27 protein-coding genes, 1 pseudogene and 1 riboswitch are annotated in these 24,379 nt (G+C 39.4%); of the genes and pseudogenes, 24 read left to right on the forward strand and 4 right to left on the reverse strand.

Annotated elements, in window-relative coordinates:
• The first annotated feature begins 220 nt into the window (after window positions 1–220).
• The 8 genes from FCL54_RS10515 to FCL54_RS10550 all read left to right on the forward strand — a co-directional run bounded on the left by FCL54_RS10515 (window position 221) and on the right by FCL54_RS10550 (window position 8,517).
• Window positions 221–1,045: a M55 family metallopeptidase gene (locus FCL54_RS10515; RefSeq protein WP_138126104.1), complete on the forward strand. Its 825-nt coding sequence runs from the start codon at window positions 221–223 to the stop codon at window positions 1,043–1,045.
• A gap of 17 nt (window positions 1,046–1,062) precedes the next feature.
• Entirely contained in the window at window positions 1,063–1,992 is a 930-nt protein-coding gene (locus FCL54_RS10520) for an ABC transporter permease (protein ID WP_138126106.1), read from the forward strand.
• Window position 1,993: 1 nt separating this feature from the next.
• Window positions 1,994–2,950, forward strand: coding sequence for an ABC transporter permease (locus FCL54_RS10525; protein WP_138126108.1), 957 nt, complete (start codon window positions 1,994–1,996; stop codon window positions 2,948–2,950).
• An 82-nt stretch (window positions 2,951–3,032) separates the two neighbouring features.
• Complete coding sequence (locus FCL54_RS10530) at window positions 3,033–4,673, forward strand: peptide ABC transporter substrate-binding protein (protein WP_138126110.1); 1,641 nt, start codon at window positions 3,033–3,035, stop codon at window positions 4,671–4,673.
• A gap of 92 nt (window positions 4,674–4,765) precedes the next feature.
• The gene (locus FCL54_RS10535; protein WP_138126112.1) at window positions 4,766–5,692 is read left to right on the forward strand and encodes a S66 peptidase family protein; all 927 of its coding nucleotides are present in this window, start codon (window positions 4,766–4,768) and stop codon (window positions 5,690–5,692) included.
• A 24-nt stretch (window positions 5,693–5,716) separates the two neighbouring features.
• The gene (locus tag FCL54_RS10540) at window positions 5,717–6,817 is read left to right on the forward strand and encodes a dipeptide epimerase (protein ID WP_138126114.1); all 1,101 of its coding nucleotides are present in this window, start codon (window positions 5,717–5,719) and stop codon (window positions 6,815–6,817) included.
• Window positions 6,810–7,718, forward strand: coding sequence for a C40 family peptidase (locus tag FCL54_RS10545; protein ID WP_425467122.1), 909 nt, complete (start codon window positions 6,810–6,812; stop codon window positions 7,716–7,718). Before FCL54_RS10540 ends, FCL54_RS10545 begins: the two co-directional genes overlap by 8 nt.
• The gene (locus FCL54_RS10550) at window positions 7,681–8,517 is read left to right on the forward strand and encodes a serine hydrolase (protein WP_171016776.1); all 837 of its coding nucleotides are present in this window, start codon (window positions 7,681–7,683) and stop codon (window positions 8,515–8,517) included. Before FCL54_RS10545 ends, FCL54_RS10550 begins: the two co-directional genes overlap by 38 nt.
• A 57-nt stretch (window positions 8,518–8,574) precedes the next feature.
• Here FCL54_RS10550 and FCL54_RS10555 read toward each other — a convergent pair whose 3' ends face one another.
• On the reverse strand, window positions 8,575–9,069 hold the full coding sequence (locus tag FCL54_RS10555; RefSeq protein ID WP_138126120.1) for a L,D-transpeptidase family protein: 495 nt from the start codon (window positions 9,067–9,069) through the stop codon (window positions 8,575–8,577).
• Window positions 9,070–9,229: 160 nt separating this feature from the next.
• On the opposite strand from FCL54_RS10555, the gene FCL54_RS10560 reads away from it, so the two are divergent.
• The 3 genes from FCL54_RS10560 to fni all read left to right on the forward strand — a co-directional run bounded on the left by FCL54_RS10560 (window position 9,230) and on the right by fni (window position 12,111).
• A complete protein-coding gene (locus FCL54_RS10560; RefSeq protein WP_138126122.1) occupies window positions 9,230–9,724 on the forward strand; it encodes a metallophosphoesterase family protein in 495 nt (164 codons plus the stop codon).
• A 371-nt stretch (window positions 9,725–10,095) separates the two neighbouring features.
• Window positions 10,096–10,926 carry a phytoene/squalene synthase family protein gene (locus tag FCL54_RS10565; protein WP_138126124.1) on the forward strand — a complete coding sequence of 277 codons (831 nt, stop codon included), beginning with the start codon at window positions 10,096–10,098 and terminating at the stop codon, window positions 10,924–10,926.
• A 141-nt stretch (window positions 10,927–11,067) separates the two neighbouring features.
• On the forward strand, window positions 11,068–12,111 hold the full coding sequence (fni, locus tag FCL54_RS10570; protein ID WP_138126126.1) for a type 2 isopentenyl-diphosphate Delta-isomerase: 1,044 nt from the start codon (window positions 11,068–11,070) through the stop codon (window positions 12,109–12,111).
• Window positions 12,112–12,211: 100 nt separating this feature from the next.
• On the opposite strand, the gene splB is transcribed toward fni, so the two are convergent.
• Entirely contained in the window at window positions 12,212–13,240 is a 1,029-nt protein-coding gene (gene splB, locus FCL54_RS10575) for a spore photoproduct lyase (protein WP_138126128.1), read from the reverse strand.
• 11 nt (window positions 13,241–13,251) lie between these two features.
• The gene (locus FCL54_RS10580; RefSeq protein ID WP_138126263.1) at window positions 13,252–13,500 is read right to left on the reverse strand and encodes a transcriptional regulator SplA domain-containing protein; all 249 of its coding nucleotides are present in this window, start codon (window positions 13,498–13,500) and stop codon (window positions 13,252–13,254) included.
• A gap of 165 nt (window positions 13,501–13,665) precedes the next feature.
• On the opposite strand from FCL54_RS10580, the gene FCL54_RS10585 reads away from it, so the two are divergent.
• The 6 genes and pseudogenes from FCL54_RS10585 (at window position 13,666) to msrA (ending at window position 18,049) form a co-directional block, all read left to right on the forward strand.
• Complete coding sequence (locus tag FCL54_RS10585; protein ID WP_138126130.1) at window positions 13,666–15,081, forward strand: Na+/H+ antiporter NhaC family protein; 1,416 nt, start codon at window positions 13,666–13,668, stop codon at window positions 15,079–15,081.
• A 154-nt stretch (window positions 15,082–15,235) separates the two neighbouring features.
• Window positions 15,236–15,790 (forward strand): annotated as a pseudogene (locus FCL54_RS10590) (DsbA family oxidoreductase); the annotation flags it as partial.
• Between the two features lie 129 nt (window positions 15,791–15,919).
• The gene (locus tag FCL54_RS10595) at window positions 15,920–16,129 is read left to right on the forward strand and encodes a hypothetical protein (RefSeq protein WP_138126134.1); all 210 of its coding nucleotides are present in this window, start codon (window positions 15,920–15,922) and stop codon (window positions 16,127–16,129) included.
• Window positions 16,130–16,201: 72 nt separating this feature from the next.
• Window positions 16,202–17,137 carry an NADP-dependent oxidoreductase gene (locus tag FCL54_RS10600; protein ID WP_138126136.1) on the forward strand — a complete coding sequence of 312 codons (936 nt, stop codon included), beginning with the start codon at window positions 16,202–16,204 and terminating at the stop codon, window positions 17,135–17,137.
• A 68-nt stretch (window positions 17,138–17,205) separates the two neighbouring features.
• Window positions 17,206–17,315, forward strand: a riboswitch (SAM riboswitch).
• A 95-nt stretch (window positions 17,316–17,410) separates the two neighbouring features.
• Complete coding sequence (locus tag FCL54_RS10605) at window positions 17,411–17,575, forward strand: Fur-regulated basic protein FbpA (protein ID WP_138126138.1); 165 nt, start codon at window positions 17,411–17,413, stop codon at window positions 17,573–17,575.
• A 6-nt stretch (window positions 17,576–17,581) separates the two neighbouring features.
• Window positions 17,582–18,049: a peptide-methionine (S)-S-oxide reductase MsrA gene (msrA, locus tag FCL54_RS10610; RefSeq protein WP_138126140.1), complete on the forward strand. Its 468-nt coding sequence runs from the start codon at window positions 17,582–17,584 to the stop codon at window positions 18,047–18,049.
• A gap of 105 nt (window positions 18,050–18,154) precedes the next feature.
• Here the strand turns inward: msrA and FCL54_RS10615 are convergent, their stop codons facing one another.
• Window positions 18,155–20,419, reverse strand: a complete 2,265-nt coding sequence (locus FCL54_RS10615) for an alpha/beta hydrolase family protein (RefSeq protein ID WP_171016777.1) — start codon at window positions 20,417–20,419, stop codon at window positions 18,155–18,157.
• 185 nt (window positions 20,420–20,604) lie between these two features.
• Between FCL54_RS10615 and FCL54_RS10620 the strand changes: the two genes are divergently transcribed.
• From FCL54_RS10620 to FCL54_RS10650, 7 genes are all read left to right on the forward strand, one after another.
• On the forward strand, window positions 20,605–20,808 hold the full coding sequence (locus FCL54_RS10620) for a DUF1657 domain-containing protein (protein WP_138126144.1): 204 nt from the start codon (window positions 20,605–20,607) through the stop codon (window positions 20,806–20,808).
• 70 nt (window positions 20,809–20,878) lie between these two features.
• Window positions 20,879–21,334, forward strand: a complete 456-nt coding sequence (locus FCL54_RS10625; RefSeq protein WP_171016778.1) for a YhcN/YlaJ family sporulation lipoprotein — start codon at window positions 20,879–20,881, stop codon at window positions 21,332–21,334.
• Window positions 21,335–21,356: 22 nt separating this feature from the next.
• A complete protein-coding gene (gene spoVAC / locus FCL54_RS10630) occupies window positions 21,357–21,836 on the forward strand; it encodes a stage V sporulation protein AC (protein ID WP_138126148.1) in 480 nt (159 codons plus the stop codon).
• A complete protein-coding gene (spoVAD, locus tag FCL54_RS10635; protein WP_138126150.1) occupies window positions 21,836–22,849 on the forward strand; it encodes a stage V sporulation protein AD in 1,014 nt (337 codons plus the stop codon). The genes spoVAC and spoVAD overlap by 1 nt, the downstream gene beginning before the upstream one ends.
• A gap of 1 nt (window position 22,850) precedes the next feature.
• Window positions 22,851–23,204 (forward strand): stage V sporulation protein AE, encoded by a 354-nt coding sequence (gene spoVAE / locus FCL54_RS10640; RefSeq protein WP_138126152.1) that lies wholly within the window; start codon window positions 22,851–22,853, stop codon window positions 23,202–23,204.
• 11 nt (window positions 23,205–23,215) lie between these two features.
• Window positions 23,216–23,422, forward strand: a complete 207-nt coding sequence (locus tag FCL54_RS10645) for a DUF1657 domain-containing protein (RefSeq protein ID WP_138126154.1) — start codon at window positions 23,216–23,218, stop codon at window positions 23,420–23,422.
• 18 nt (window positions 23,423–23,440) lie between these two features.
• Window positions 23,441–24,301, forward strand: a complete 861-nt coding sequence (locus FCL54_RS10650) for a DUF421 domain-containing protein (RefSeq protein WP_138126156.1) — start codon at window positions 23,441–23,443, stop codon at window positions 24,299–24,301.
• Window positions 24,302–24,379 lie beyond the last annotated feature (78 nt).

The following is a 24,379-nucleotide window of genomic DNA, read 5'->3' on the forward strand; positions in this document are numbered from 1 at the left end:
AAAAATACTTAAAAAATAAAAGGCGTGATATGCGCCTTTTATTTTTATTTACAAACTCTACTGAATATATATACAATATTACAGAATTGGATTTGTTTGTCATATTCGAAGTAAAATTTTAGTCATTTTATACTCATTTCGAAGTATTGTTTTGTAACATTCCTGAAATAATGCTATAATTATCTGAAAGTTGCTAGTAGTGTCAAAAGGGGGTATATTTTTGAAATTATATGTATCAGTTGATATGGAAGGGATTAGTGGATTAGTAGATTCAACTTTTGTAGATTCTGGAAAAAGGAACTATTCAAGAGGACAAGAAATTATGACTCAGGAAACAAACCATGTCATACATACTGCTTTTGAAAACGGCTGCAATGAAATAATTGTAAATGACAGCCATTCTAAAATGAATAATCTATTAATCGAAAAACTGCATCCAGAAGCGAAATTAATTTCAGGGGATGTGAAACCGTTCTCAATGGTCCAGGGGCTTAATAATCAGTATACAGGCGCTATGTTTGTAGGATATCACGCTCGTGCTTCAAAGTTTGGGATCATGTCTCATTCCATGATTTTTGGTGTGCGAAATTTTTGGATCAATGATGTAGAAATAGGGGAACTAGGTTTTAATGCCTATGTTGCTGGATATTACGGTGTTCCGGTTCTCATGGTAGCAGGAGATGATCAGGCTGCAAAAGAAGCTGAAGAACTTATTCCTGGTGTAACAACTGCCGTCGTTAAAGAAACAACTTCCCGTTCGTCAGGGTTATGTTTGACACCTGAGAAAACAGGTGAATTGCTTCGGAAAAAAACGAAGATAGCTCTTGGAAACAGTGACAATGTAAGTCCATTAGTTCCACCAGAAAATCCGGTGTTAAGAATCGAGTTTGCAAACTATGGACAGGCTGAATGGGCAAGTTTGATGCCTGGAACCGTTTTAGAAGAAGGAACAACAACCGTTCGATTTGAAGCGAAAAATATTTTGGAAGCCTACCAGGCAATGCTGGTAATGACCGAGTTAGCAATGCGAACAACATTTTGTTAGGAAAGTAGGTTTCAATTGTGGGAAAGTACATAGTTAGCCGATTCGTCGGTGCACTTATCACCCTGTGGATCATCGTTACGCTGACATTTTTTCTAATGCATTTGATTCCAGGATCTCCTTTAAATAATGAAAGGAACACGAGTGAAGCAGTTCAGCGAAATCTGGAAGCACATTATCATCTTGATAAACCTGTTGTTGTACAATACGGAATATATCTAAAATCTCTGCTTCAGCTCGACTTCGGTCCGTCAATTAAACAGTCATCTCAATCAGTTAACGATATGCTCGGCCAGGGCTTTCCGATTTCAGCAGAACTTGGCTTTTATTCGCTGCTCATCGCAGTGATGTCCGGAATTGTTCTGGGGATCCTGGCTGCATTAAAGCATAATCATATGATTGATTATCTTGCAATGACCATCGCGGTAATCGGTATTTCAGTACCGAACTTTATTATGGCAACGCTACTGATTCAACAAATCGCAGTTAACATGGAATTGCTTCCCGTTGCAACATGGGCATCTCCAGCACATATGATCTTGCCAACTGTTGCCCTTGCTACAGGGCCAATGGCAATCATTGCCCGTTTAACTCGTTCTAGCATGCTGGAAGTATTGAATCAAGATTATATCCTTACAGCAAGAGCAAAAGGTATTTCTACTTTTAACATTGTTATGAAACATGCTTTAAGGAACGCCGTCTTACCGGTTGTTACTATTTTAGGAACATTAGTTGCTGGTGTTCTTACAGGAAGTTTTGTTATTGAAAAGATTTTTGCGATTCCTGGTATGGGTCAGTACTTTGTAAAAGGCATCAATAATCGCGATTATCCGGTTATTATGGGAACGACTGTATTTTACAGTGCTTTTCTGATATTAATGCTTTTCCTCGTCGATATTGCTTATGGAATACTCGATCCGAGAATTAAGCTTCATAAGAGGGGGGACTAGCATGGGAGTGCCAAACCAAACAAATACAAAAATAGCTGAGCCTTATACACCTGATGAAATGTTTGTGCCAGTGGAACAGAATAATTCTGAAGCTGAAATGATTTCAAGACCAAGTATTTCTTATTGGAAAGATGCCTGGTTAAGATTGAAGAAGAACAAATTAGCAATGAGCGGACTTGTTATTTTAATCTTTTTATTGATCATGGCAATCATCGGCCCGATGCTGACACCTTACAGTATGGAGCAGCAAAGCTTGACAAAACAAAACCTTGCGCCATCAAGCGAATACTGGTTTGGAACAGATAACCTGGGAAGAGATATGTTTACTAGAACATGGTATGGAGCAAGAGTATCGCTTTTCGTTGGAATCATGGCTGCTATGATCGATTTCCTAATCGGTGTCTTATATGGAGGTTTGTCCGGGTACAAAGGCGGCCGTACGGACAATATCATGATGCGGATTATCGAGATCTTATATGGATTGCCGTACTTGTTAATGGTTATTTTACTTATGGTTGTAATGGGCCCTGGTCTGTTGACCATCATTGTTGCATTAACGGTGACAGGATGGGTTGGAATGGCCCGGATTGTAAGGGGGCAGGTTCTCCAGTTAAAGAACTCTGAGCATGTCCTCGCCTCCAAAACCCTGGGAGCTAGTACGTTCAACATAATTAGAAAAAACTTGCTTCCAAATACGATGGGGCCAATCATTGTTCAAATGACATTAACAGTTCCGACTGCGATCTTTGCAGAAGCATTCTTGAGCTTCCTCGGACTTGGTGTTCAATCTCCTGCAGCAAGCTGGGGCGTACTCGCAAATGATGGACTGCCTGTCATTTTATCAGGAGACTGGTGGAGATTATTTTTCCCTGCGTTTTTCATTTCATTAACGATGTTCGCCTTTAACGTACTCGGAGACGGACTCCAGGATGCACTGGATCCGAAGTTCCGAAAGTGACAAATGGGGTACCGGCTTTTCTTATTCAATAGAATAAGAGGATGCCTAAAATATATTAAACTTTTATTAAGGGGGAAAATTTGTGAGAAAACTAACAGCAGCATTGTTGTCAGTATTGCTAGTTTTCGCGCTTGTAGGATGTACAACATCTCAATCCAGCTCAGAAAACAACAGTGGCAGTGCAGATTCTGACAACAAGAAAGAAGAAAAGGGTGGAGAAAAGATTCTCCTGTTAAACAACGGGAATGAACCTACTTCATTTGATCCGCCAATTGGTTTTGACTCTGTTTCATGGAATGCTTTGAACAACTTGATGGAAGGTTTAACCCGTCTTGATAAAGATGACCAACCACAGGCTGCAACAGCAGAAGATTGGAAAGTATCGGATGATGGCAAGACTTACACGTTTACTATTCGTGAAAATGCAAAATGGTCAAACGGAGATCCTGTGACAGCTGAAGACTTCGAATATGCATTGAAGCGTTTAGCAGACCCTAACACTGCTTCTCCAGCTGCGTTCCTTGCAAACTTCATCGAAGGCGCAAAAGAATTTAACGAAGGAACTGGCTCTGCTGATGATATGAAAGTTAAAGCAGTAGATGAAAAAACATTGGAAGTTACATTGGTTGCACCTCAAAATTACTTCTTGAGTGTTATTTCTAACCCGGCATTTTTCCCGGTTCATAAAGCAACGGTGGAAGAAAATAAAGACTGGGCGACAGAAGCAGACACTTTTGTTGGAAATGGACCATTTAAACTTACAAAATGGGAGCATAGCAGCGAGTTTGAATTCAAGAAAAACGAAAACTACTGGGATGCTGAGAACGTTAAGTTGGATGGCGTTCACTGGGCGATGATAGATGATACAAACACCGAGTATCAAATGTTTAAAACCGGCGAGCTTCATCAATCTGATGTTCCTGCTGATCTAAGTGAGCAATTGTTTGAAGAAGGTAAAGCACAGGTTGAAGACCAATCTGGAACTTACTTCTATCGCTTCAATGTAAATATGGAGCCTTTCCAGAACGAAAACATCCGTAAAGCATTTGCATTGTCTGTCGACCAGCAAAAGATCGTTGATTTTGTAACAAAAAATAAAGAAAAAGCAGCACACGCTTTCGTAGGTCCTGGATTCAAAGACCCGGCTGGCGGCGACTTCCGTGATGTTGGTGGAGAGCTAGTTTCACCTGACGCAGCAAAAGCGAAAGAATTGTTAGAAAAAGGTATGAAAGAGGAAGGCTATGATACACTTCCTAAAGTTACAATGACATACAACACGAGTGACACTCATAAACAAATCGCTGAAACAATGCAGCAAATGTTTAAAGAAACATTAGGTGTTGATGTAGAACTTGCTAACATGGAATGGAATGTTTTCTCTGATGAGCAAAAAGCAGGCAAACTTCAATTTTCTAGAAGTTCTTTCCTTGCCGACTATGCAGATCCGATCAACTTTATGGAAAACTTCCAAACAGGACACTCTATGAACCGTACAGGCTGGAGCAATGCAGAGTTCGATAAGCTGATCCAGGATGCAAAAGCAGAAAGCAACGAAGAAAAACGCTTTGAAATGTTACACCAGGCAGAAGAGATCTTGTTTGAAGAAATGCCGATCTTCCCAATCCACTACTATAACCAGGTTTATTTAGAAGCTGACAATGTAGAGGGCATCGTAAGACACCCTGTTGGATATTTAGAATTAAAATGGGCAGATCTTAAGTAAGCGATGAAATAAAGGGGGTTCATAATGAACACCCCTTTTTCTATTGAAAAGATGGCGATACATAGAACATTGAAGAAATGGGGTTGATTTAGGTGACCACTCTTCCAAAGTCGATTAGGCCAGGAGACACAATCGGAGTAATCGCTCCAGCAAGTCCGCCAAACAAAGAAAAAACAAAAATAGCGATTAACTACTTTGAACAACTCGGTTTTAACGTTGTGACAGGAAATCATATATACACAAAATCAGCTTATTTAGCCGGAGATGATAACAAAAGGTTAGAGGATTTGCACATGATGTTTGCAAATGAAAATATTGATGCTGTTTATTGCGCTTGCGGTGGCTATGGAACTGCAAGAATTGCCGACTTCATAGATTATGAGTTAATTAGAAGAAATCCAAAAGTTTTCTGGGGATACAGTGATATTACGTTTCTACATACCGCAATCTTTCAAAAAACGGGGCTGATAACCTTTCACGGTCCAATGCTCGGTTCCGATCTTGGAGAAGGTTCGATCGATCCGTTGACAGAAAACTACCTAAAACAAGTAATAGAGCCAACTGACATCCACTACACAGAACAAATTAGCCCCTTACAAGTGCATGTAGAAGGAAAAGCTTCTGGACCTGTTGTTGGAGGAAACCTTTCTCTCCTGGTTAGCACTCTCGGTACTCCATTTGAAATCGATACGAAAGGGAAACTGCTCTTTATTGAAGAAATAGAAGAAGAACCATACCGAATCGACCGTATGCTGAACCAGTTGAGAATGGCTGGAAAGTTTCAGGATGCCGCAGGCGTATTGTTGGGTGATTTTAATAATTGTGTGCCTGGTAAAAGAAAGGAATCTTTTACGTTAGAGCAAATTTTCGAACAGTTGATAGTACCTGCTGGTAAACCGACAATGAGCGGTTTTTCAATAGGACACTGCGTGCCACATATTAGTATTCCAATCGGTTCTCAAGCAGTGCTTTCTACTTATAATAAGACACTGGACATAAAGGCAGGATGTAAAAAATAATGAAAGTGTAAAAGGTGGAAGAATATGAAGATTAATGGCATTCAAACCGAGCGTTCAGCAGTACCCTTGACGAAACCCTTTAAAACCGCACTTAGAACAGTAACAGTTGCAGAATCCATTATAGTTAAGATTACAACTGATAACGGACTAGTCGGCTGGGGAGAAGCGCCTCCAACTGTTGTGATAACAGGAGAGAGCCTGGCAAGTATAGAAGCGGCAATAAACCAAACCATTAAACCCAAAATTTTAAACAAATCATTACTTGCTTATGAAGAAGTTTTTCAGATTTTACATCATGCCCTGGTAGGAAACACAAGCGCCAGGGCAGCGGTGGATATGGCTCTTTATGACCTTATCTCTCAAAATGCCGGCCTCCCTCTTTATCAGTTTCTTGGCGGCTATCAAAGTGAAATCGAAACAGATTTTACAGTAAGTGTAAATTCCCCTTATGAAATGGGGGAAGATGCGATGGAATATATTAAAAGGGGCTTTAGCGTATTAAAAGTTAAAGTCGGCAAGGATGATATTAATACGGATATTGAGCGAATAAAAGAAATACGAAAACAAATCGGTTATGACTATATGATTCGTCTTGATGCAAACCAGGGTTGGGAAGCGAAGGAAGCTGTCCGTTCAATCAGAAAAATGGAAGATATGGGCCTCGATATTGAATTGATCGAACAGCCGGTTGTTTCCCATGATGTTGAAGGATTGAAGCTGGTAACAGATTCAGTGGATACTCCTATCATGGCCGATGAAAGTGTCTTTTCTCCCAAACAGGCATTTGAAGTACTGCAGAAGAGGGCCGCAGACTTACTTAATATTAAACTGATGAAAGCTGGAGGGATTTATAGAGCCCAGACAATCAATGCTATTGCAGAGACCTGTGGAGTAGCATGTATGGTGGGCAGCATGATTGAAACGAGACTTGGTATAACTGCAGCTGCCCATTTTGCAGCTTCAAAAAAGAACATTACACGTTTCGATTTTGATGCACCGTTAATGCTTTCAAATGACTTTGTTCAGGGCGGTGTCATTTATAATCAAAATAAAATGAAACTACCGGATTCACCTGGACTTGGAATTACCGAAATTAATCTATCAGGAGGTGTTCGTGTTGACTAAAACACTGGCAGTAAACGTGAAAGTTGCAACACTCTGGACAAAACCCCAGAACCCGCCAAGGGAAATAGATAAACCTGCACTGGAAAACCCTGTGCGTCTGGAAGAGTGGCTGGATTCGCTTCATTACGAACCTCGATTGCAACTGTGCAATGATAATATGGTTCAGTCACAATTGTTGTACGGTGAAAAAGTGTTATTCCTCGATGAAGAAGATGGATGGTCAAAAGTAATTGCTCTTTCACAGCCATCCTCCAAAGATGAAAGAGGGTATCCCGGCTGGATGCCGAGTACTCAATTAAAAGAAATCGAAGAATATACAAAACTCTCCGATGATAAAACAGTGGAAGTTGTAAAACCTGTTACGAACCTGTTTGAAGACAAAGATAAAAAAGGCTTGGAAGTAAGCTTCCAAACTCGCTTGCCGTTTATTGAGGAAGAGGAAGAATGGATACAGGTTGGAACTCCCACTGGTTATCAATGGCTGAAAAAAGAAGATGTGATGGTAAGAGAGAAAAATACACCAAAAGGCGATGGTGAACAAGTAATCAAGGCTGCAGAAAAATTCGTTGGCCTGCCTTATTTATGGGGAGGAATGTCGTCGTTTGGATATGATTGTTCAGGGTTCTCCTATAATATGACCCGCTCAATCGGTTATACCATTCCACGTGATGCCCATGACCAGGCGAAGGATGGAAAAGTAATAGAAAAGGAAGATCTGAAACGGGGGGACCTTCTGTTCTTTGCTTATGAACAGGGAAAAGGGGCCGTTCATCATGTTGCCATCTATTATGGCGACGGGAAAATGATTCATGCACCAAACACTGGAAAGACAGTTGAGATCATTGAATTGGCAGGAACAATCTATGAGGAAGAACACTGTGAATCAAGAAGGTACTGGTAAATCAAGTGAAGTGAAGCTGTTCCAGTTAGAGTCCGAGATCAAAACTATTATCAAGGAATTGCCTGGTGATTATTCTATCGTTATCGAAACATTAGAGGGAACAATCTCTTTAAAAGGAGAAAACCAACTGCCTGCAGCAAGCTTGATAAAGCTGCCGATAATGATAGAAGCATTTCGGCAGAGTGAAGCTAACATTATTGATCTTGATGAAATAGTTGATGTATCAACTGTAAAAAAGGTTGGAGGTGCAGGAATCCTTGCACGCCTATCATCCATTGCTTCGTTAACGATCAGAGACCTCTTAACACTCATGATCATTGTCTCTGACAATACAGCTACAAACGAGTTGATCGACCGTTTAAGCACCGATAAGATAAATAACCTTTGCAGAGCGTATAATTGCCAGAGTACAAGGTTGCAACGAAAATTAATGGATTTTGAAGCGTTAAAGAATGGAAAGGACAATCTCACATCTTCAAAAGACGTGGTCAAACTTTTAAAAGGAATTGATACTGGTCAGGATTATTCAAAAAGGACCAGAAAGGAAATGCTTTCTATCCTTTCAGAACAACAATTTCTTGATAAGCTTCCGGCCTTTATTCCTCAAGATTCAACAGAAGAATTTTTTATGGCGAACAAAACCGGAGAGCTGCCAGGTGTTGAGCATGACGCAGCTATTATAAAATCAAACGGAAAACATGTATATGCCTGTGTCATGTTTGCTAATTTATACGAAAACAAAGAAGGAAAAGTGGCTATTTCGGAAATCGGAAGGGCGATCTGGGAATTCTTGAAATAACTTTTGAAAGGAGCCGGCCAGGCTTCTTTCTTTCTATTTTCTTAACGTGGTTAAATTTTATTTAGTTATATAAACAGGAGTACCGATTGGAACTATATTTGCCAATTCCTCAACGTCCCTGTTATACATTCTTATACACCCTTTCGAGACATATTTCCCTATTGATGAAGGATCGTTTGTTCCATGGATCCCATAACCTTTTTTAGAAATGCTCATCCACATAGTCCCGTAAGGTCCGCCGGGGTTTGGTGCTTTGTTTATGATAATATACTCACCAGTCGGCGTCCTGCTAAGCATCTTTCCAACACCAACAGGAAAAACTTTTACCACCTGATTGTTTTTTCTTAATGTTAATCTCCTTTCAGAAAGGGAGATTAAAATCGAATATGGTATGGTTTCTTTGTTTGGATAACCGGGAACAATTATCTGTTGCCCGGGAAAAATAACGTTGGGATTCGGAAGCGGATTAGCATCCAGGATTGCTTGAACAGATATCCTGTAATCTATAGCTATAGATGAAAGTGTTTCACCGGGCTTGACTATATGGTACATAAATCAATCATCCTTTTTTGCCAGTCTATGCATGTGAATTTAAAATAAAAACACTTAATGTGGATTATCCTTTATGGAAGAAGGGGAAAAAATAAAAGGTAAAAAGGTTAGTAGAAGAAGTTTCTTTATTCTTAAAGAAATAAAAGGGTGATGCATCGCGATGAAAATTGGAGTTATATCTGATACACATATGCCAGGAATGGCGAAAAGCTTGCCTGAGCCATTAATGCAAGGGTTAAAGGGCGTCGACCTAATAATCCATGCGGGTGATTGGAAAACACTCGATGTCTATAATTCTTTAAGTGAGTTAGCACCTGTAAAAGGCGTAGTTGGAAATATTGATGGAGAAGAAATCAAGGCTGAATTTCCTGAGAAGCAAATTATACAGGCTGGTCCATTTAGAATTGGCATTATACATGGCCATGGGAAGAAAAAAACAACAGAGAAGAGAGCGATAGAAGCTTTCGAGGGAGAATCTGTAGATATGATTATATTTGGCCACTCGCATATTCCGCTGAAGAAGGAACATGACGGAGTGCTGCTTTTTAATCCTGGTTCACCCATTGATAAAAGGAGACAGCCTGAGTATTCTTACGGCATGGTAACAATAAAAGACACTATAGAAGCTGAGCACATCTTTTATAAGAAAAAATAACAGGGCAGCGGAACATACCGTTTTGCCCTGTTATTTTTATGTCTGGTTCATTATCCCACTTTTGCTGTTGAATCACTGGATAAAAAAGAAATAAGGCTGGAATTCTGGAGAAATAGTACAACGAAAGACTTAATTTAAATAGAAGGATTAACCAACAAAAAGTGTTGTTTTTTATATAACTTTAGAATCCGAATAAAAACACATTATGATTTGATAGGCAGGTTCTAATTTTGTATAATAATTGTATAACTTATGTGTAATTGCTCATATAAAGGATATAGGAGAAAGAAATTAATATTTTGGAACCGATGACATCATTGAGATTATACAGTTCTGTTAGAAATCATACCGATTCGAAGGGTGGGAGCAAAATGATATTAAAGGCCTATGAACATTGCGAAAATATTATAAAGAAAAACTCAAAAACGTTTTACAGGGCTTTTTCATTTTTACCTGAAAGTAAAAAACGAGCGGTCTGGGCTGTCTATGCATTTTGCCGGGAAGTCGATGATATCGTTGACGAGGGAAATGAACCAGCAATACAACTAGCTGAATTTGAAGAAGATTTTGAGGCTTTCCTAACTAATAGAATTAATGCCGACAACTTGATGTGGGTTGCTTTAGAAGATGTTTTTGAGCAATTTAAAATGGACATCAATCCTTTTCGAGATATGATAATCGGGCAAAAAATGGATTTGTACAAAACAAAATATGCTAGTTTAGCAGAGCTGGAAGACTATTCCTACCATGTGGCAAGTACGGTAGGTTTAATGTTATTGCCGATCCTTGCTCCTGAAAATAAGGGGGAATTAAGAGAGGGCGCTGTTTCCCTGGGGATTGCTATGCAGATTACAAACGTGTTGAGAGATATTGGTGAAGACCTTGAAAGAGGAAGAATTTACCTGCCAGAGGAGTTACTAAAAAAACACAAATACCTATTAGAAAATCTTCTTGCAAAAAAGGTAACAGCAGAGTTCATTGCTATTTGGGAGGAACTTGCAACGATTGCCGACTGCTATTATGAAGAAGCATTTAAAACTATATCCCTTTATCCTGAAGACGCCAGACTGCCTGTTCAATCTGCCGCCGTTTTTTATCGGGCAATTCTCGATTCTGTTAGAAGGAATGAGTACCAGGTATTCCATAAAAGATCGGTAGTTTCTGATGAAGAAAAGAAAGACCTGCTTATGAAGTTCGCTTAGTTATATGCATGAACATTTTTCACTCTTAATTCTTAGACTTTTTGCAGGTTTAACATGTATAGTTAAGAAATAGATCAGTAACAATAAAAAAATCGCAAAGCAATCCAGGTATTACAAAAGGCTTATAAGGAGTGAGACCCCATGAAGCCAGTTGATGATAAAACAGAGCGCAGAAAAACGGAACATATCCGCATTTGTTTAAATGAGGATGTTGAAGGAAAAAATATTACAACAGGACTCGAAAAATATCGTTTCAAACATAATGCATTACCAGAGATTGATTTTAAAGAAATTAATCTTGGAACTTCCTTTCTATCTAAACAAGTAAAAGCTCCATTCTTAATAAGTTCCATGACAGGTGGAACAAAAGTTGCACGGAATATTAACCAGCGTCTCGCTTTGCTGGCTGAATCCCATGGTTGGGCCATTGGTGTTGGATCGATGAGAGCGGCGATCGAAGAAGAATCTCTTGCCGACACTTTTGAGGTTAGAAAATACGCACCGACTATTCCGGTCCTTGCAAATCTTGGGGCCGTCCAATTTAACTATGGATACGGAACAGAAGAATGTATGAGAGCAGTGGAAATGATTGAAGCAGATGCCTTGATTCTCCATTTAAACAGTCTGCAGGAGGTGTTTCAACCCGAGGGTGATACAAACTTCGGTAATTTGCTAACCAAAATAGAGGAAATTGCTGCTAAGTTGCCTGTTCCTGTGGGTGTTAAAGAAGTAGGGATGGGGATAAACGGACTCTCCGCAAAAAAGTTAATGGATTCCGGAGTAAAGTTTATTGATATAGCAGGTGCTGGAGGAACATCCTGGATCCAGGTGGAAAAATTCCGTGCGAATGAACCTATTAGAAATCTTGCAGCGGACGCTTTTTCCGATTGGGGTAACCCTACAGCCGAATGTCTTGAAGAGGTAAAACAATATAGAAATCAAATCGAGATTATTGCGAGCGGCGGAATGAAAAATGGGGTAGAGGCAGCTAAAGCCCTGGCACTTGGTGCTAATATGGTCGGTTTCGGCAGATCGCTTTTAAAACCTGCTGTAGATTCTGATGTGACACTTTTAGAAGTACAGATGGATCGGATTGAGTTTGAATTGCGGACGGCTATGTTTGGCATCGGAGCAGATAGTATTGAACAGCTTGTAAATACTAGGAATTTATATAAAATTTCCTGACTCCAGCGAGTGAAAGAGTTTAATCGTTTTTTGAATAACTACATATACAGGAAGCTAAAGACCCGCAGGCTGGGCTGGCAGGTCTTTTTTATGCGATATTCTAGGTGAAATATTCAAATTTTCCTTCGGGGAGGTATTTTTCAATATATCCGCCTAAAGTTTCTTTCATGTCCTCTTGTTCTTCTTTTTTGTATACATACTTTCCTATACCATATTTACCCCACTTGTATTGCCTTTTTGTTTCATCCATTTCAAGTTTCGTCATCGGGTAGTTTTTTTCGATTGTTCTTTTTGCCGGCTTCGTGAAACGATGCTGAATCAGTTCAAAGGTGAGGTCCTTTTTTGCAAAGGCCGGGAGTTTAGCTTCCAGTTTCTCAAACAGTTCTTTATAACCTTCTTTCCAGCCGTCGTATAAATAAATTGGGGCAACGATAAATCCAAGTGGATAACCAGCATTGGCAACTTTTACTGCTGCTTCAATCCGCTCGTCTAATCGAGAGGTGCCAGGTTCAAGATATTTTATGACGTAATCAGCGTTCATGCTAAAACGAAATCGCGTTTTCCCGTTATGCCTTGCATCTAATAAATGATCTACATGAGCAAACTTGGTTACGAAGCGAAGTTTGCCATATTTCGATTCTCCAAAAAACTCAATGGCACGCTTTAGTGAATGAGTAAGATGGTCTACTCCGACGATGTCTGAAGTACAGGAAGCTTCAAATCTTGTCGTTTCAGGGGCCCGCTCTTCCATATATTTAGTTGAAGCCTCAAAAATTTCATCAACATTTACATAGGTTCGAATGTAAGGCTTGTTTCCCATTGTGGTTTGCAAGTAACAGTAATGACAATGGCCCATACATCCTGTAGCGAGAGGAATAGCATACTCAGCAGAAGGTTTTGATGTATCAAACTTAAGCGTCTTTCTAACTCCTATAACAAGAGTGGATTTTGCTATGCGGTATTGCTGAAAGTGGTTTTCTCCAGGAAGGTTCCTTACCTGATTATGAGAGGTTGTTTCCCGAATTTCAATTCCCAAACCCTCAAATTTTTGCTTAAGCTGTTTTCCAAGCGCATATTCCAGTGCACGTGGTTCCATGTATACTAGTTGCGGAATAAATGGTTTAACCATATTTGAACACCTCAGTCAGTCAATCCGAAATAGTAGTCAAAAGCTTGTTCAGCTTCTGTCTCAGACCGATAAATTGCGAGCTCATCCGATAAAGGATAATAGGTTTCATATAAGAAAAGAGCAAGCTCTCCAGGAGAATCTGGATTTTTTACTACGGCAGCTTCCTGAACATTAGCCACATTCTGAGTATGCGGATTGCGATAAATAACGTAAACGATATCACCTGCAGAATACTGGGTGTTCGGATCATTTATTTCCATTTCTCCACCTGCTTTCCATCTGTTTCTTTTCATTATTCCTCCTTCCATTTGTTTTATTTAGATTAACATTTGGAAAATTATCCGGAAAAATGAAAGAGATAACAAGGAAGGGGATAGTCAACAGCCAAACGCGCAAAATAAGCAAAAAACGAAAGTGTGAAGAGAATGGAATCGGGATGGGTTTCGTTATTGCCGTTTGTATCGGTTATCATCATTGCTGTTTTTACGAAACAGGTCTTACCAGGTTTAACTGCAGGATTGATCGTTGCTTCCTACCTGGCCTCTCCTGGCATTTTGTCAGGGATTGAACAACTCCTTTCTTATTTGATTGAAGGGCTAACAGATAAAAATAATATAAAAATCATTCTTTTTTTATATGTCTTTGCTGGCTTGATTGGAATGATAAAGTTTTCTGGCGGAATCAAAGGATTTGTAGAGGAAGCATCGAATAGAATCAAATCCAAGAAAGGAGCCTTGCTTTTAACCTGGATATCCACAATAGGAACTTTTGCAGCTCCCAGCTTTCGGATCGTTACAATTGCTCCTATTATGAGAGCATTGTTAAAAAAGGTTAAAATGACCCCGCAGGAACTAGGATTTGTAATCGAAACAACTGCGAGTCCCATCATCGTTCTCATTCCTGTTGCGACTGCTTTTGTCGGTTACATGGCCAGCGTAATTGAAATTTCTCTTGAGAGTCAAAAAATAATGGGTGATGGTTACAGTTTGTTTATTCAAAGCATTCCCTACAATTTCTTCTCCATTGCAATAATCCTTCTGGGTTTTTATCTTAGCTTTTTTCATCATTCCAAAAAGCCGGCTACAGATGCAGGCAACAAAGAAATGGAGGTAAAAGGGGAAGAAGATTGGGTGGACTGCCATCCTGCGGTTTCAAAGGATTTGCCCTCAAAGCCACTGAACCTTGTTATCCCATTGGTGTTAATCATTTTATTAACCCTATTTTTAACCTTTTGGAGTGGTTACCAAAAAGGGGAAAAGGGAATCCTTTCCTCTTTCATTGAAGCAGATGTACTGGACGCGATGGTAATAGCGCTACTCATTACATTATTTATCTCCATCACGCTCTTTCTATCTCAGCGCTATTCTCTGAGAAAAGCCATCGAATTCTTTGTTGACGGAGGAAACGATATGATGCCGGTCATACTTCTGCTCGCAGTGGTATGGGCACTTGCATCTGCAACGGAAGACCTTGGATTCTCAGAATTTGTAACGAATAACGTGAATTGGATTCCTAAAATGTTTATACCTCCTGTTTTATTCTTGCTCGGAGCAGCGATCTCCTATTTTATCGGTTCATCATGGGGAACATGGGGAATTCTAATGCCCCTTGGTGTTTCGTTGGCTCAGGTTTCGGATACCTCCTTACCAATCGTTATAGGAGCAGTATTTGCGAGCGGTACTTTTGGTGCATTTGCATCTCCTCTAAGCGACAATACGAATACAATCGCGAATATTTTAAATTTAAAGGTTCTTCCTTATGCAAGGTTTAAATTAATACCTGCTTTAATCGCAGCATCTATAGCAGCCGTATTTTATGCGATCGTTCCCTTTATAAAATAATGATTGTATTAATCGTTGAAGCATTCTATTAGAAAAACAGTTGCATTTGATGTGTAATAAAGAGAGAACGTTAAATAACAACATAAAAAGGAGCGATTACGGAATGAAGTTTAACTTCAGAATTTTTTCAGATTATATATGACCGTTTTGTTATGTCGGCAAGGGTCTTGTCGAAGAGTTGAAAAAGGAATTTGATATAGAAGATGAATGGGTAAGTTATGAAATACATCCAGAAACACCTGAAAGTGGAGTTTCTCTAAAAGAAAAATTCCCCAATGCAGATATAAATGCGATGTATAATCAGTTCAATCGAGCAGGTGCTCCGTACGGAATAGAATCTACAAACGTATCGATTCTTTCCAATTCACAAAAAGCGCTCGAAGCAAGTGAGTATGCAAGAGATCAAGGGAAGTTTGATCAATTCCATGAAGAGGTATTCAAATCGTATTTCACTGAAGGTAAAGATATCGGAGACACTAATATATTATTGGAGATCGCTGAAAGGATCGGTTTGAACAGAACAGAAATGGAAAATGCTCTTGAAAAGGAAACTTATTTACCGACATTAAAAGAAGCTAATGAGGAAGGGAGAAGGCTAGGAGTCTCAGGTACCCCAACATTTATTATAAATGGAAAGTACAAAGTGGTCGGTGCCCAGCCACTGGAAAACTTCAAGCAAGCCTTGCGCCAACTCGAAGCAACAGAATAGTAGCAAAAGCTCTCCATAAGGAGAGCTTTTTTAATAAATGCTTACAATTTTAGTAGAAGTGGTAAAGCAAATCATAAGAACAGCAAAAAAATTGATACTAATAACAGACTGGCATAAAGGAGGCGACTTATGGATTTTGACAATGCAGAAAATTGGATCCTTAACCATATCGAATTGGCTCAAAAATATCAGCAATTTCTTAATGGTCTTCCCAGGGATGACAAAAAAGTTGTGGAAGAAATGATGATAGAAGCTTATAGGAGAGGATTGAAGGAAGGGAAGAAACAGGGTGCAGAAGCTGCGAGGCAGATTTATAAAGTAAATAAGAATAACTTTTGATTGTTTAACGAAAGATGTTTTGTGGAATGCAGGTTAAACATCACATTTTTGCACAGTAAAGGAGAAGATTTCATGAAAGCTATTGTCATAGAACAATATGGAGGAAAAGACCAACTAAAAGAAAAAGAAGTTCCTATTCCTGACGTGAAAGAAAACCAGGTTCTTGTTGAAACACATGCTACCTCAATCAATCCCATCGATTGGAAAGTAAGGGAAGGGAATTTGAAGGAAATGCTCCCTTTTGATTTTCCAATCATTCTTGGATGGGATGTCGCAGGCGTTATCAAACACGTCGGAGATAAAGTGGAAAACTTTGAAGAAGGAGACAGAGTCTTCGCAAGGCCTGCAACAACTGCCAACGGATCTTATGCGGAATATGTTTCGGTAGACGAAGATTTATTAGCCGGAATCCCTTCTAATATTTCTTTTGAGGAAGCCGCTTCGGTTCCACTTGCGGGTTTAACAGCCTGGCAGTGTCTTGTTGACTTCGGAAATATAAAAAAAGGAGACAGGGTACTAATCCATGCCGGCGCAGGGGGTGTTGGGACATTCGGCATCCAATTTGCAAAGCATTTTGGGGCAGAAGTCGCAACTACAGCAAGTGAAAAAAATATTGATTTCTTAAGATCTCTTGGGGCAGACACAGTGATTAACTATAAAGAACAGGATTTTGAAAAAGAACTGAGTGACTTTGATATTGTATTAGATTCTCTGGGAGGAGAAATACAACAGAAAAGCTATAACGTTCTGAAAAAAGGAGGACGGCTTGTTTCGATCGTAGCACCTCCAGATGAGGAAGAAGCAAAAGAACACGGGATAAAGGCAGGCTTTCTATGGTTAGAACCAAATGGATCGCAATTACAAGAGATTGCGGATCTGATGGAAAAACGAGCCGTTAAACCGAATGTCGGGCACACCTTTAAGTTTAGTGAGTCGGGACTTCAGCAGGCACATGAACTTAGTGAATCGCATCATGCAAAAGGAAAAATAGTTATTTCTGTAAAATAAAAACATAAAGACTTGACATCTAGTCTTTACTAAGGTAATCTAATAAAAAATGAAAATACGTTTAATTCTTCTTATTCAGAGAGGTGGAGGGACTGGCCCTACGAAACCTCGGCAGCGGATTCTCACTCATTGGGAACACCGTGCCAATTCCTGCGGCGGATACGTCGGAAAATAAGAAGAGGAGAAATCATAAAAGATTAACCCTCTTCTGTTAAGAAGAGGGTTTTTTTACATTTTCCTCTTCCATCCACTTTGTGATCAAGAGGTGATTATTTGGCAAAACCAGTACAAAGAGCTGAAACGAGAAAAAAATGCTTGATAGATTATTTACTGGCAAGGGGTATTTTTAAAATGGGAGACAAACAGCTATATATGCTGCCTCTTTCCGACTTAGAAAAAGAATATAACCAGTTAAGAAACGAAAAAGAAAGGGCGTAGAAATAGATGAAAGCAACATTTGGAGCAGGATGTTTTTGGGGAGTAGAAGCCGTGTTTAAAGAATTAGAAGGAGTTATTTCTACACAGGTAGGTTATATGGGAGGCACACTTGCACATCCGACATATGAGCAGGTTTGCACAAATGAAACTGGCCATGCAGAGGTAGTAGAAATTAAATATAATCCATTAAGAATAAGCTATGAAGATCTATTGGAAGTTTTTTGGAATAGCCATAATCCAACTTCATTAAACCGCCAGGGAGAGGACAGAGGATCACAATATAGGTCGGCTATTTTCTTTCATGATGCAGAACAAGAGAAAACAGCGCACGCTTCAAAAGAAAAGAAGGGTGTTGAAGGTACATTTAAAAAGCCTATAGTAACCGAGATATCGCGAGCATCTGAATTTTACCGTGCGGAAGAGTACCACCAAAATTACTTTGAAAAAAATGGTGTGGCAGCTTGTTCGATCTAATCGAATTTGAGAAAAAGGTTCGGTCATTGCACCGAACCTTTTTCTGTGAAGTAGAAAACGGGAGATGATTGGGAGTTGTTTTCTGTTATACCGGTTAAGATTTTCTTAAGGACGTATGCCTATATCATCAATTATTATTTTTCCCTTTTTACTTTTATTAAAAAGAAAAGTCACTTTAGTCAGTTGTTTTGGATCAAAGCGAGAGTTCTCTAACTTAAAATTCTTAAGTGGGAGAACAAAGGATTGTAATACCGGTTCTGTCTTTTCACCATAACGGCTATCCTGATAAAACTTTGTTTTTGTATGCTGGATCTGGAGTACCGGTGGAACCTTACCAAATGTATGCAAAGGCAATGTGGCAGATGCACCGTTCTTTGAGGTTAGCTTAATCGAAAAATCAACCGAATCTCCTTTAAATGTATCATTTTCTTCAACCCCTAAGTTAGCAACGGAAAAAGTGACGGATGAATCTTCTGTGAAATTAATTTCGCTTAAATTAGCTTCAGGTAGGGAAACAATATAACGGCCATTATCGGAATAAGTTTCATTCCACTTGATAAATACTCCGTGGTTTTTTCTTTCAAAGTTACGTCTGTATTCAAGCTCATTTTCATACCACTGGCTCAAGCTTTTGCCAGTTTGTTCAACACCCTCAATTGTTCCTGTTGTGATGTCTATATCCTCTTCATAATCACTGAGCAATCTTATCGAATTGTCTGAATAGCGATTTATATATACTTTTTCCGGCATCCAATTAAGCGCATACCGGTAATCTTGAAAGATCGGTTTATATTCCTGTTTTCCTTTTAAGGTAGATTCTAGAAAAGAGGATATATACGTCTTAGCTATTTGCCTTTGTTCATCTCCGCTAATTAACGGTTCTTTATTGATCAACAGGTTAAACGGAAATGATGTATCATCACCCCAGACAGTATTGAACTGTCCATGGTTAGCTCCATGAATATAAAGGGATGTTTTGAACCAATCCCCGTCTGCGGTAAATGTTATATCTTCGAATTGGCGGTCACCGCTAAATTCTGATACGTCACTGTCATAAGAACCATGCAGTAAAAGGTAGTTAATATTTTCAAGCTTGATATCTTTATCAGCTATCTTGTGATAATCGGTTGGAGCGATAGCAATAATCGAATTGATGTTATAGTTAAAATCAAACGATACGCTTCCATTGTTTGGATAATTCGGCAATTTGTTAAATAAAGCAGCGAGTGCAACTGCCTGTCCGCCCCTTGAATGCCCCATCAACGCAATATTTTCCATATCAATTTTATTGGATAAGGGAGAGCTGGATGTTTGATTGAATTTTTCTAACTGTTGAATATGCTTTAACAACAGCCAGGCTCTAGCGTTTATTTCATTATTAAGACTACCGGACCAGGAGGAGTTCAAGAAGTTTTCATCAACTGAAACAGCGATAAAACCTCTGCTTGCAAGCAGTGTTCCCAAGTAGTTATACCCGGTATCCGAAAACTCTTCCATCTTATGGTTTCCATGGACCATTAAGACAAGCGGAAATTTTCCTATACCGTCTGGAATCCATACCCGCCCGTTCAGAGGAATATTTGTTTCATCAAATCCCCAGAACCACGTTCTTTTTTTATCCCAGCCATCAATCATTCGAAAAGCGTTGATCGGGTCGACCTTCAAGTCGACCTTTTCTCCAAACTCTACTCGTTGTTTGTCATCTCCACTTCCGTACGTCAGGGTTTTAAAAGTAAAAGCACCCGTCTTAGAAGGGTTTTCTGCAAGGAGAGGTATAGGATCGATCTCTTTACCTGCGTTTACAGGGTATGGATTATATCCCGGTGTTAAAAGCCAAAAGAAAAATGAAGCAGTAACAGTTAAGAAAATGAATAAAAAAACGAAAGACGATGCGTTTCTTAATCCTTTACTTTTTACATACCCTAAAGATCCTCCAGCAACAATGCCTATTCCGACCAATGTATAACTTAATACTAGAATGGAATTTAAGGACCTGAATTGATCAAGCGTGTAAATGGTTAAAATGACACTGATTACTGCAGCAGCTAAAAAGGCTGTTTTCATTTTTTTTAACAGTTTTATTCCTATATATAGAAGACCCCAGCCAATCAAAAGCCCCAGTATTCCGACAACAAGATAAATACCTGTATCCAAAGATTTACCAAGGCCAGTATTGATACCGAACCCGATGGAGACGATAACCAATATAAACATTGAAGCAGCCCCAACAGCAGCACCACGCCATGTTCGATTACCAAAGCTGATAAGAGAGGCTAATAAAGAATCCAACTTTTCCGTTTTTAATTTTCTTTTATTTTTTCCCCCGGGGAGGTGTTGATCTTGTTGTTCGATCTCTGCTTTATTTTCCATCATTTTTCCCGCCTTTGTTCTTCCTCTAAGCACATTATATCAAACGCTTTCAATTCTTTGGTTTAAATTCAATGGCTAGAAATGAAAATAACACGAACTGGATAAAAATGTCACCTATAATATTTCGATAAAAACTAATTCTAATAAATGTTCCAATAGTTAAATACAATACAGGGGGTTTTTATATGACTGTTGCAAGTCAGGTAAAACAAACAATGGCTGGATTAAAAAGTGCCCAGGCTAGTTTTGAAACATTTGCTCTCCAAACAGAAAACCAGCAAGCAAAGCAGCTTTTCCAAACTGCTGCACAGCAAACTCAAACATTGATTGACCAGGTGACCCCTCGCCTTCAACAAATCGAGCAGGAAGAACCACAATACAAACAATAAAAACTCGAGGCCAGGGGAATAATCTTCGACCCCTGGCCAGTTCATACATAATTAGAAAAGGATGGTAAATATGAAGCTCTTTATGAAAGTAGCCTTATTGTTAGTTTTATTGTTTGGATTTACAGCTTGTAACCAAACTGATGAAAACACTGAAACCAAAAGTAAACAGGGTGCAAAAATAAACACTGCTTCAACTTATGACCAGACACCAGCAAAAAGAGCAGAAAAAATTGTTAAAAAACGAGATGAGGTAACAGAAGCAGTAGCATTCAATACGAATAAACAGATGTTGTTAACTTTCAATGTAAAACAATTTGATCGATTCCAACTTAAAAGACACGAAAAGGAAATTAAGCAACAGCTTCAAAAAGAGTTTCCAAAGAAAGAAATCAATGTAACAACCGATTCAAAAATCACCCAACAAATAGGGGAAGTTAAGTCAAAAATAAAAATGGGTACGATGAGTTCAAAAAAACTCGATAAAGAAATGATGCGATTAATCAAATTAATGAACGAAGAAACTTAAACATCGGAAAGAGGAAACGATTATGTCGAGTAACAAAAAGAAAAAACTTACTCCTGTTCAACAACAGTATCAACAACTGGAAAAGAACAAAGAAACAAAGCGGCCGGTGCTTGCTAATTCTATAAAAGCATTTCTTATCGGCGGGTTTATATGTCTCATAGGGCAGACTATCCAAACAGCATACATTTATTATTTTGATTTCAATGAGCAAACAGCCGGGAATCCAACTGTTGCAACGCTAATCTTTATATCGATGCTGTTAACCGGGTTTGGTGTTTATGACCGAATAGCTCAGTTCGCGGGTGCAGGAAGTGCAGTTCCAGTAACGGGATTTGGCAACGCGGTTATTTCAGCTGCCATCGAACACCGTTCTGAAGGATTTGTTCTTGGGGTAGGTGGAAACATGTTTAAATTAGCTGGTTCCGTCATCCTTTTCGGTGTTTTTTCTGCATTTGTGATCGCTTTAATCAAATCTATTTTAATACAGTGGGGTGGATTTTAATGCTACGTGGCCATCGGACATGGGAATTCGAGAATAAACCGGTTATTATTTCTTCTGCCACTGTTGGAGGACCATTTGAAGCGAACGGAAAAATTGCAGACGATTTTGACTTGCTTCATGAAGATCTCTGGCTAGGACAGGATTCTTATGAAAAAGCGCATCAGGTTTTGTTGGAGCAAGCATGCGAGAGAGCGATAGAAAAGTCTGGTGTTCCAAAGGATAACATCCAATTTCTTATTGCTGGTGACCTTATCAACCAGATAACCCCTTCAAGCTTTGCTAGCCGCACATTATCTTTCCCGTATCTCGGTATATTCGGTGCCTGTTCTACTTCAATGGAAGGTCTTGCTTTAGGTGCTTTTATCGTTAACGGCCATGGAGCGAAGTATCTCCTGACAGGAACGGCGAGCCATAATGCGGCAGTGGAAAAGCAATTCCGTTATCCAACGGAATATGGAGGACAGAAACCCCCAACTGCCCAATGGACTGTAACTGGTTCTGGTGCCGCCCTCTTATGTGGTGAAGGAATGGGGCCAAGAGTAACATCTGCAACAATCGGTAGAGTGATCGATATGGGGATGAGCGATCCTTTTAACATGGGTGGAGCAATGGCCCCTGCAGCAGTTGATACACTGGAAGCCCACTTTAAAGAACGACAAATAGATCCGTCTTATTATGATCTTATTGTAACAGGAGATCTGGGGAAGATTGGTCATGATGTATCAAAGGAACTACTGAAAAAGCATGGGATTGAACTTAGTGAGGAAATTTACCAGGATTGTGGCCTCATGCTGTATACGGATGACCAGCCTGTTTTATCGGGGGCAAGCGGTTGTGCGTCATCTGCCACTGTTGTGTATGGACATTTATTAAACCGCATGAAAGCTGGTGAATTAAAAAGAATCCTTGTTGTAGCAACAGGAGCCCTTTTATCACCTATTACATTCCAGCAGAACGAAACCATTCCCTGTATTGCACATGCTGTCTCAATCGAATATGGAGGTGGATATTAAGATGAGCATCTTTTTTTGGGCGTTTATTGTGGGGGGCTTAATATGCCTGGCTGGTCAGTTGATGCTTGATGTTTTCAATTTAACACCTGCCCATATGTTAAGTACGATGGTCGTTACAGGCGCTTTACTCGATGGATTTGGCTTATACGAACCGTTGATTGATTTCGCTGGAGCAGGTGCGACAGTGCCGATCACTAGCTTTGGAAATGCACTGGTCCATGGAGCTATGAGAGAGGCGGAACAACATGGAATAGTTGGAGTTATAACCGGGATGTTTGAAGTAACCAGCGCAGGGATTTCTGCCGCTATCGTATTTGGATTTATAGGAGCGTTATTATTCAAGCCAAAAGGATAAGGAGTGTTCATATGACTGTAGGTTCACAGGTTAAACAAACCCTTGCTGCGTTAAAAAGTATCAGCGCCAATCTTCAGACCTATGCTCTTCAGTCAAAAAGCGAGGAGGCAAGTCGCGCTTTTCATGAGTCGATGCTTCTTTCAGATGAAATAATCAAGGATTTAGAAAGACGGATAGGTGAACTCGAAAGACAGGAACCCCAGTACAAAGGATTTTAATCGAAGGAGAATGGAACGATGCCAGAATGGATCGAGGTACTTTTACGGTCATTTTTCATTATTGCAGGCCTGTTTTTTATTACAAAGATATTAGGGAAAAAGCAGTTATCAAAGTTATCGTTTTTTGAATATATCGTTGGTATAACAATAGGTGACATCGCCGGAACGCTTTCAATCGATATCAACATGGCCATCTCTCACGGAGTTACAAGCATTCTTGTATGGTCAGCAGTTTTAATGCTTTTAAATGTCTTATCTTTACGAAGCCAAAAGTTCAGAAGTCTAGTGGAAGGCGATGCAACCGTGTTTATTAAAGATGGAAAAGTAATGGAAGATAATTTAAAAAAGGAAAACTATACCACTGATGAATTATTGGAACAGTTAAGGAAAAAGAATGTTTTTTCAATGGCTGATGTAGAGTTTGCTGTTCTAGAATCTGGAGGAGATCTTAGCGTTCTGTTGAAAAAACAAAACCAGCCAGTGACTCCGCAAGATTTGAATTTGCAATTAGAACCGGTTAAGGAACCCCAAACTGTTATTATGGATGGCAAAATTTTAGATGAGCCGCTTGCGAATGCAGGATTAAACCGTGGGTGGTTAAAAAGTGAGCTCGAAAAAATAGGCGTTACATATGAAAATGTATTTCTTGCCCAGGTAGATTCAGACGGACAGCTTACTGTCGATTTGTTCGATGACAAGATCAAAACACCAAGTCCTATAACAAAGCCATTGATGCTTGCTTCCATTAAAAAATGCCAGGCTGACCTGGAAATGTATGCTCTTGCAACCGATTCGGCATCTGTCCGGCAAATGTATGCCAGGGACGCTGAAAAGCTTAATAAAATGCTTGAAACCTTAAAACCTTTTTTAAAATATTAGTTCTCTACTTAGAATGTCAAATGGTGCCCATTTGGCGTTTTTTAATGTAAAATAACTAAACAAGCTATTTATGAAGTA

The organism is Exobacillus caeni (assembly GCF_005747095.1).
In the GTDB taxonomy this organism is placed as follows: domain Bacteria; phylum Bacillota; class Bacilli; order Bacillales; family Guptibacillaceae; genus Exobacillus; species Exobacillus caeni.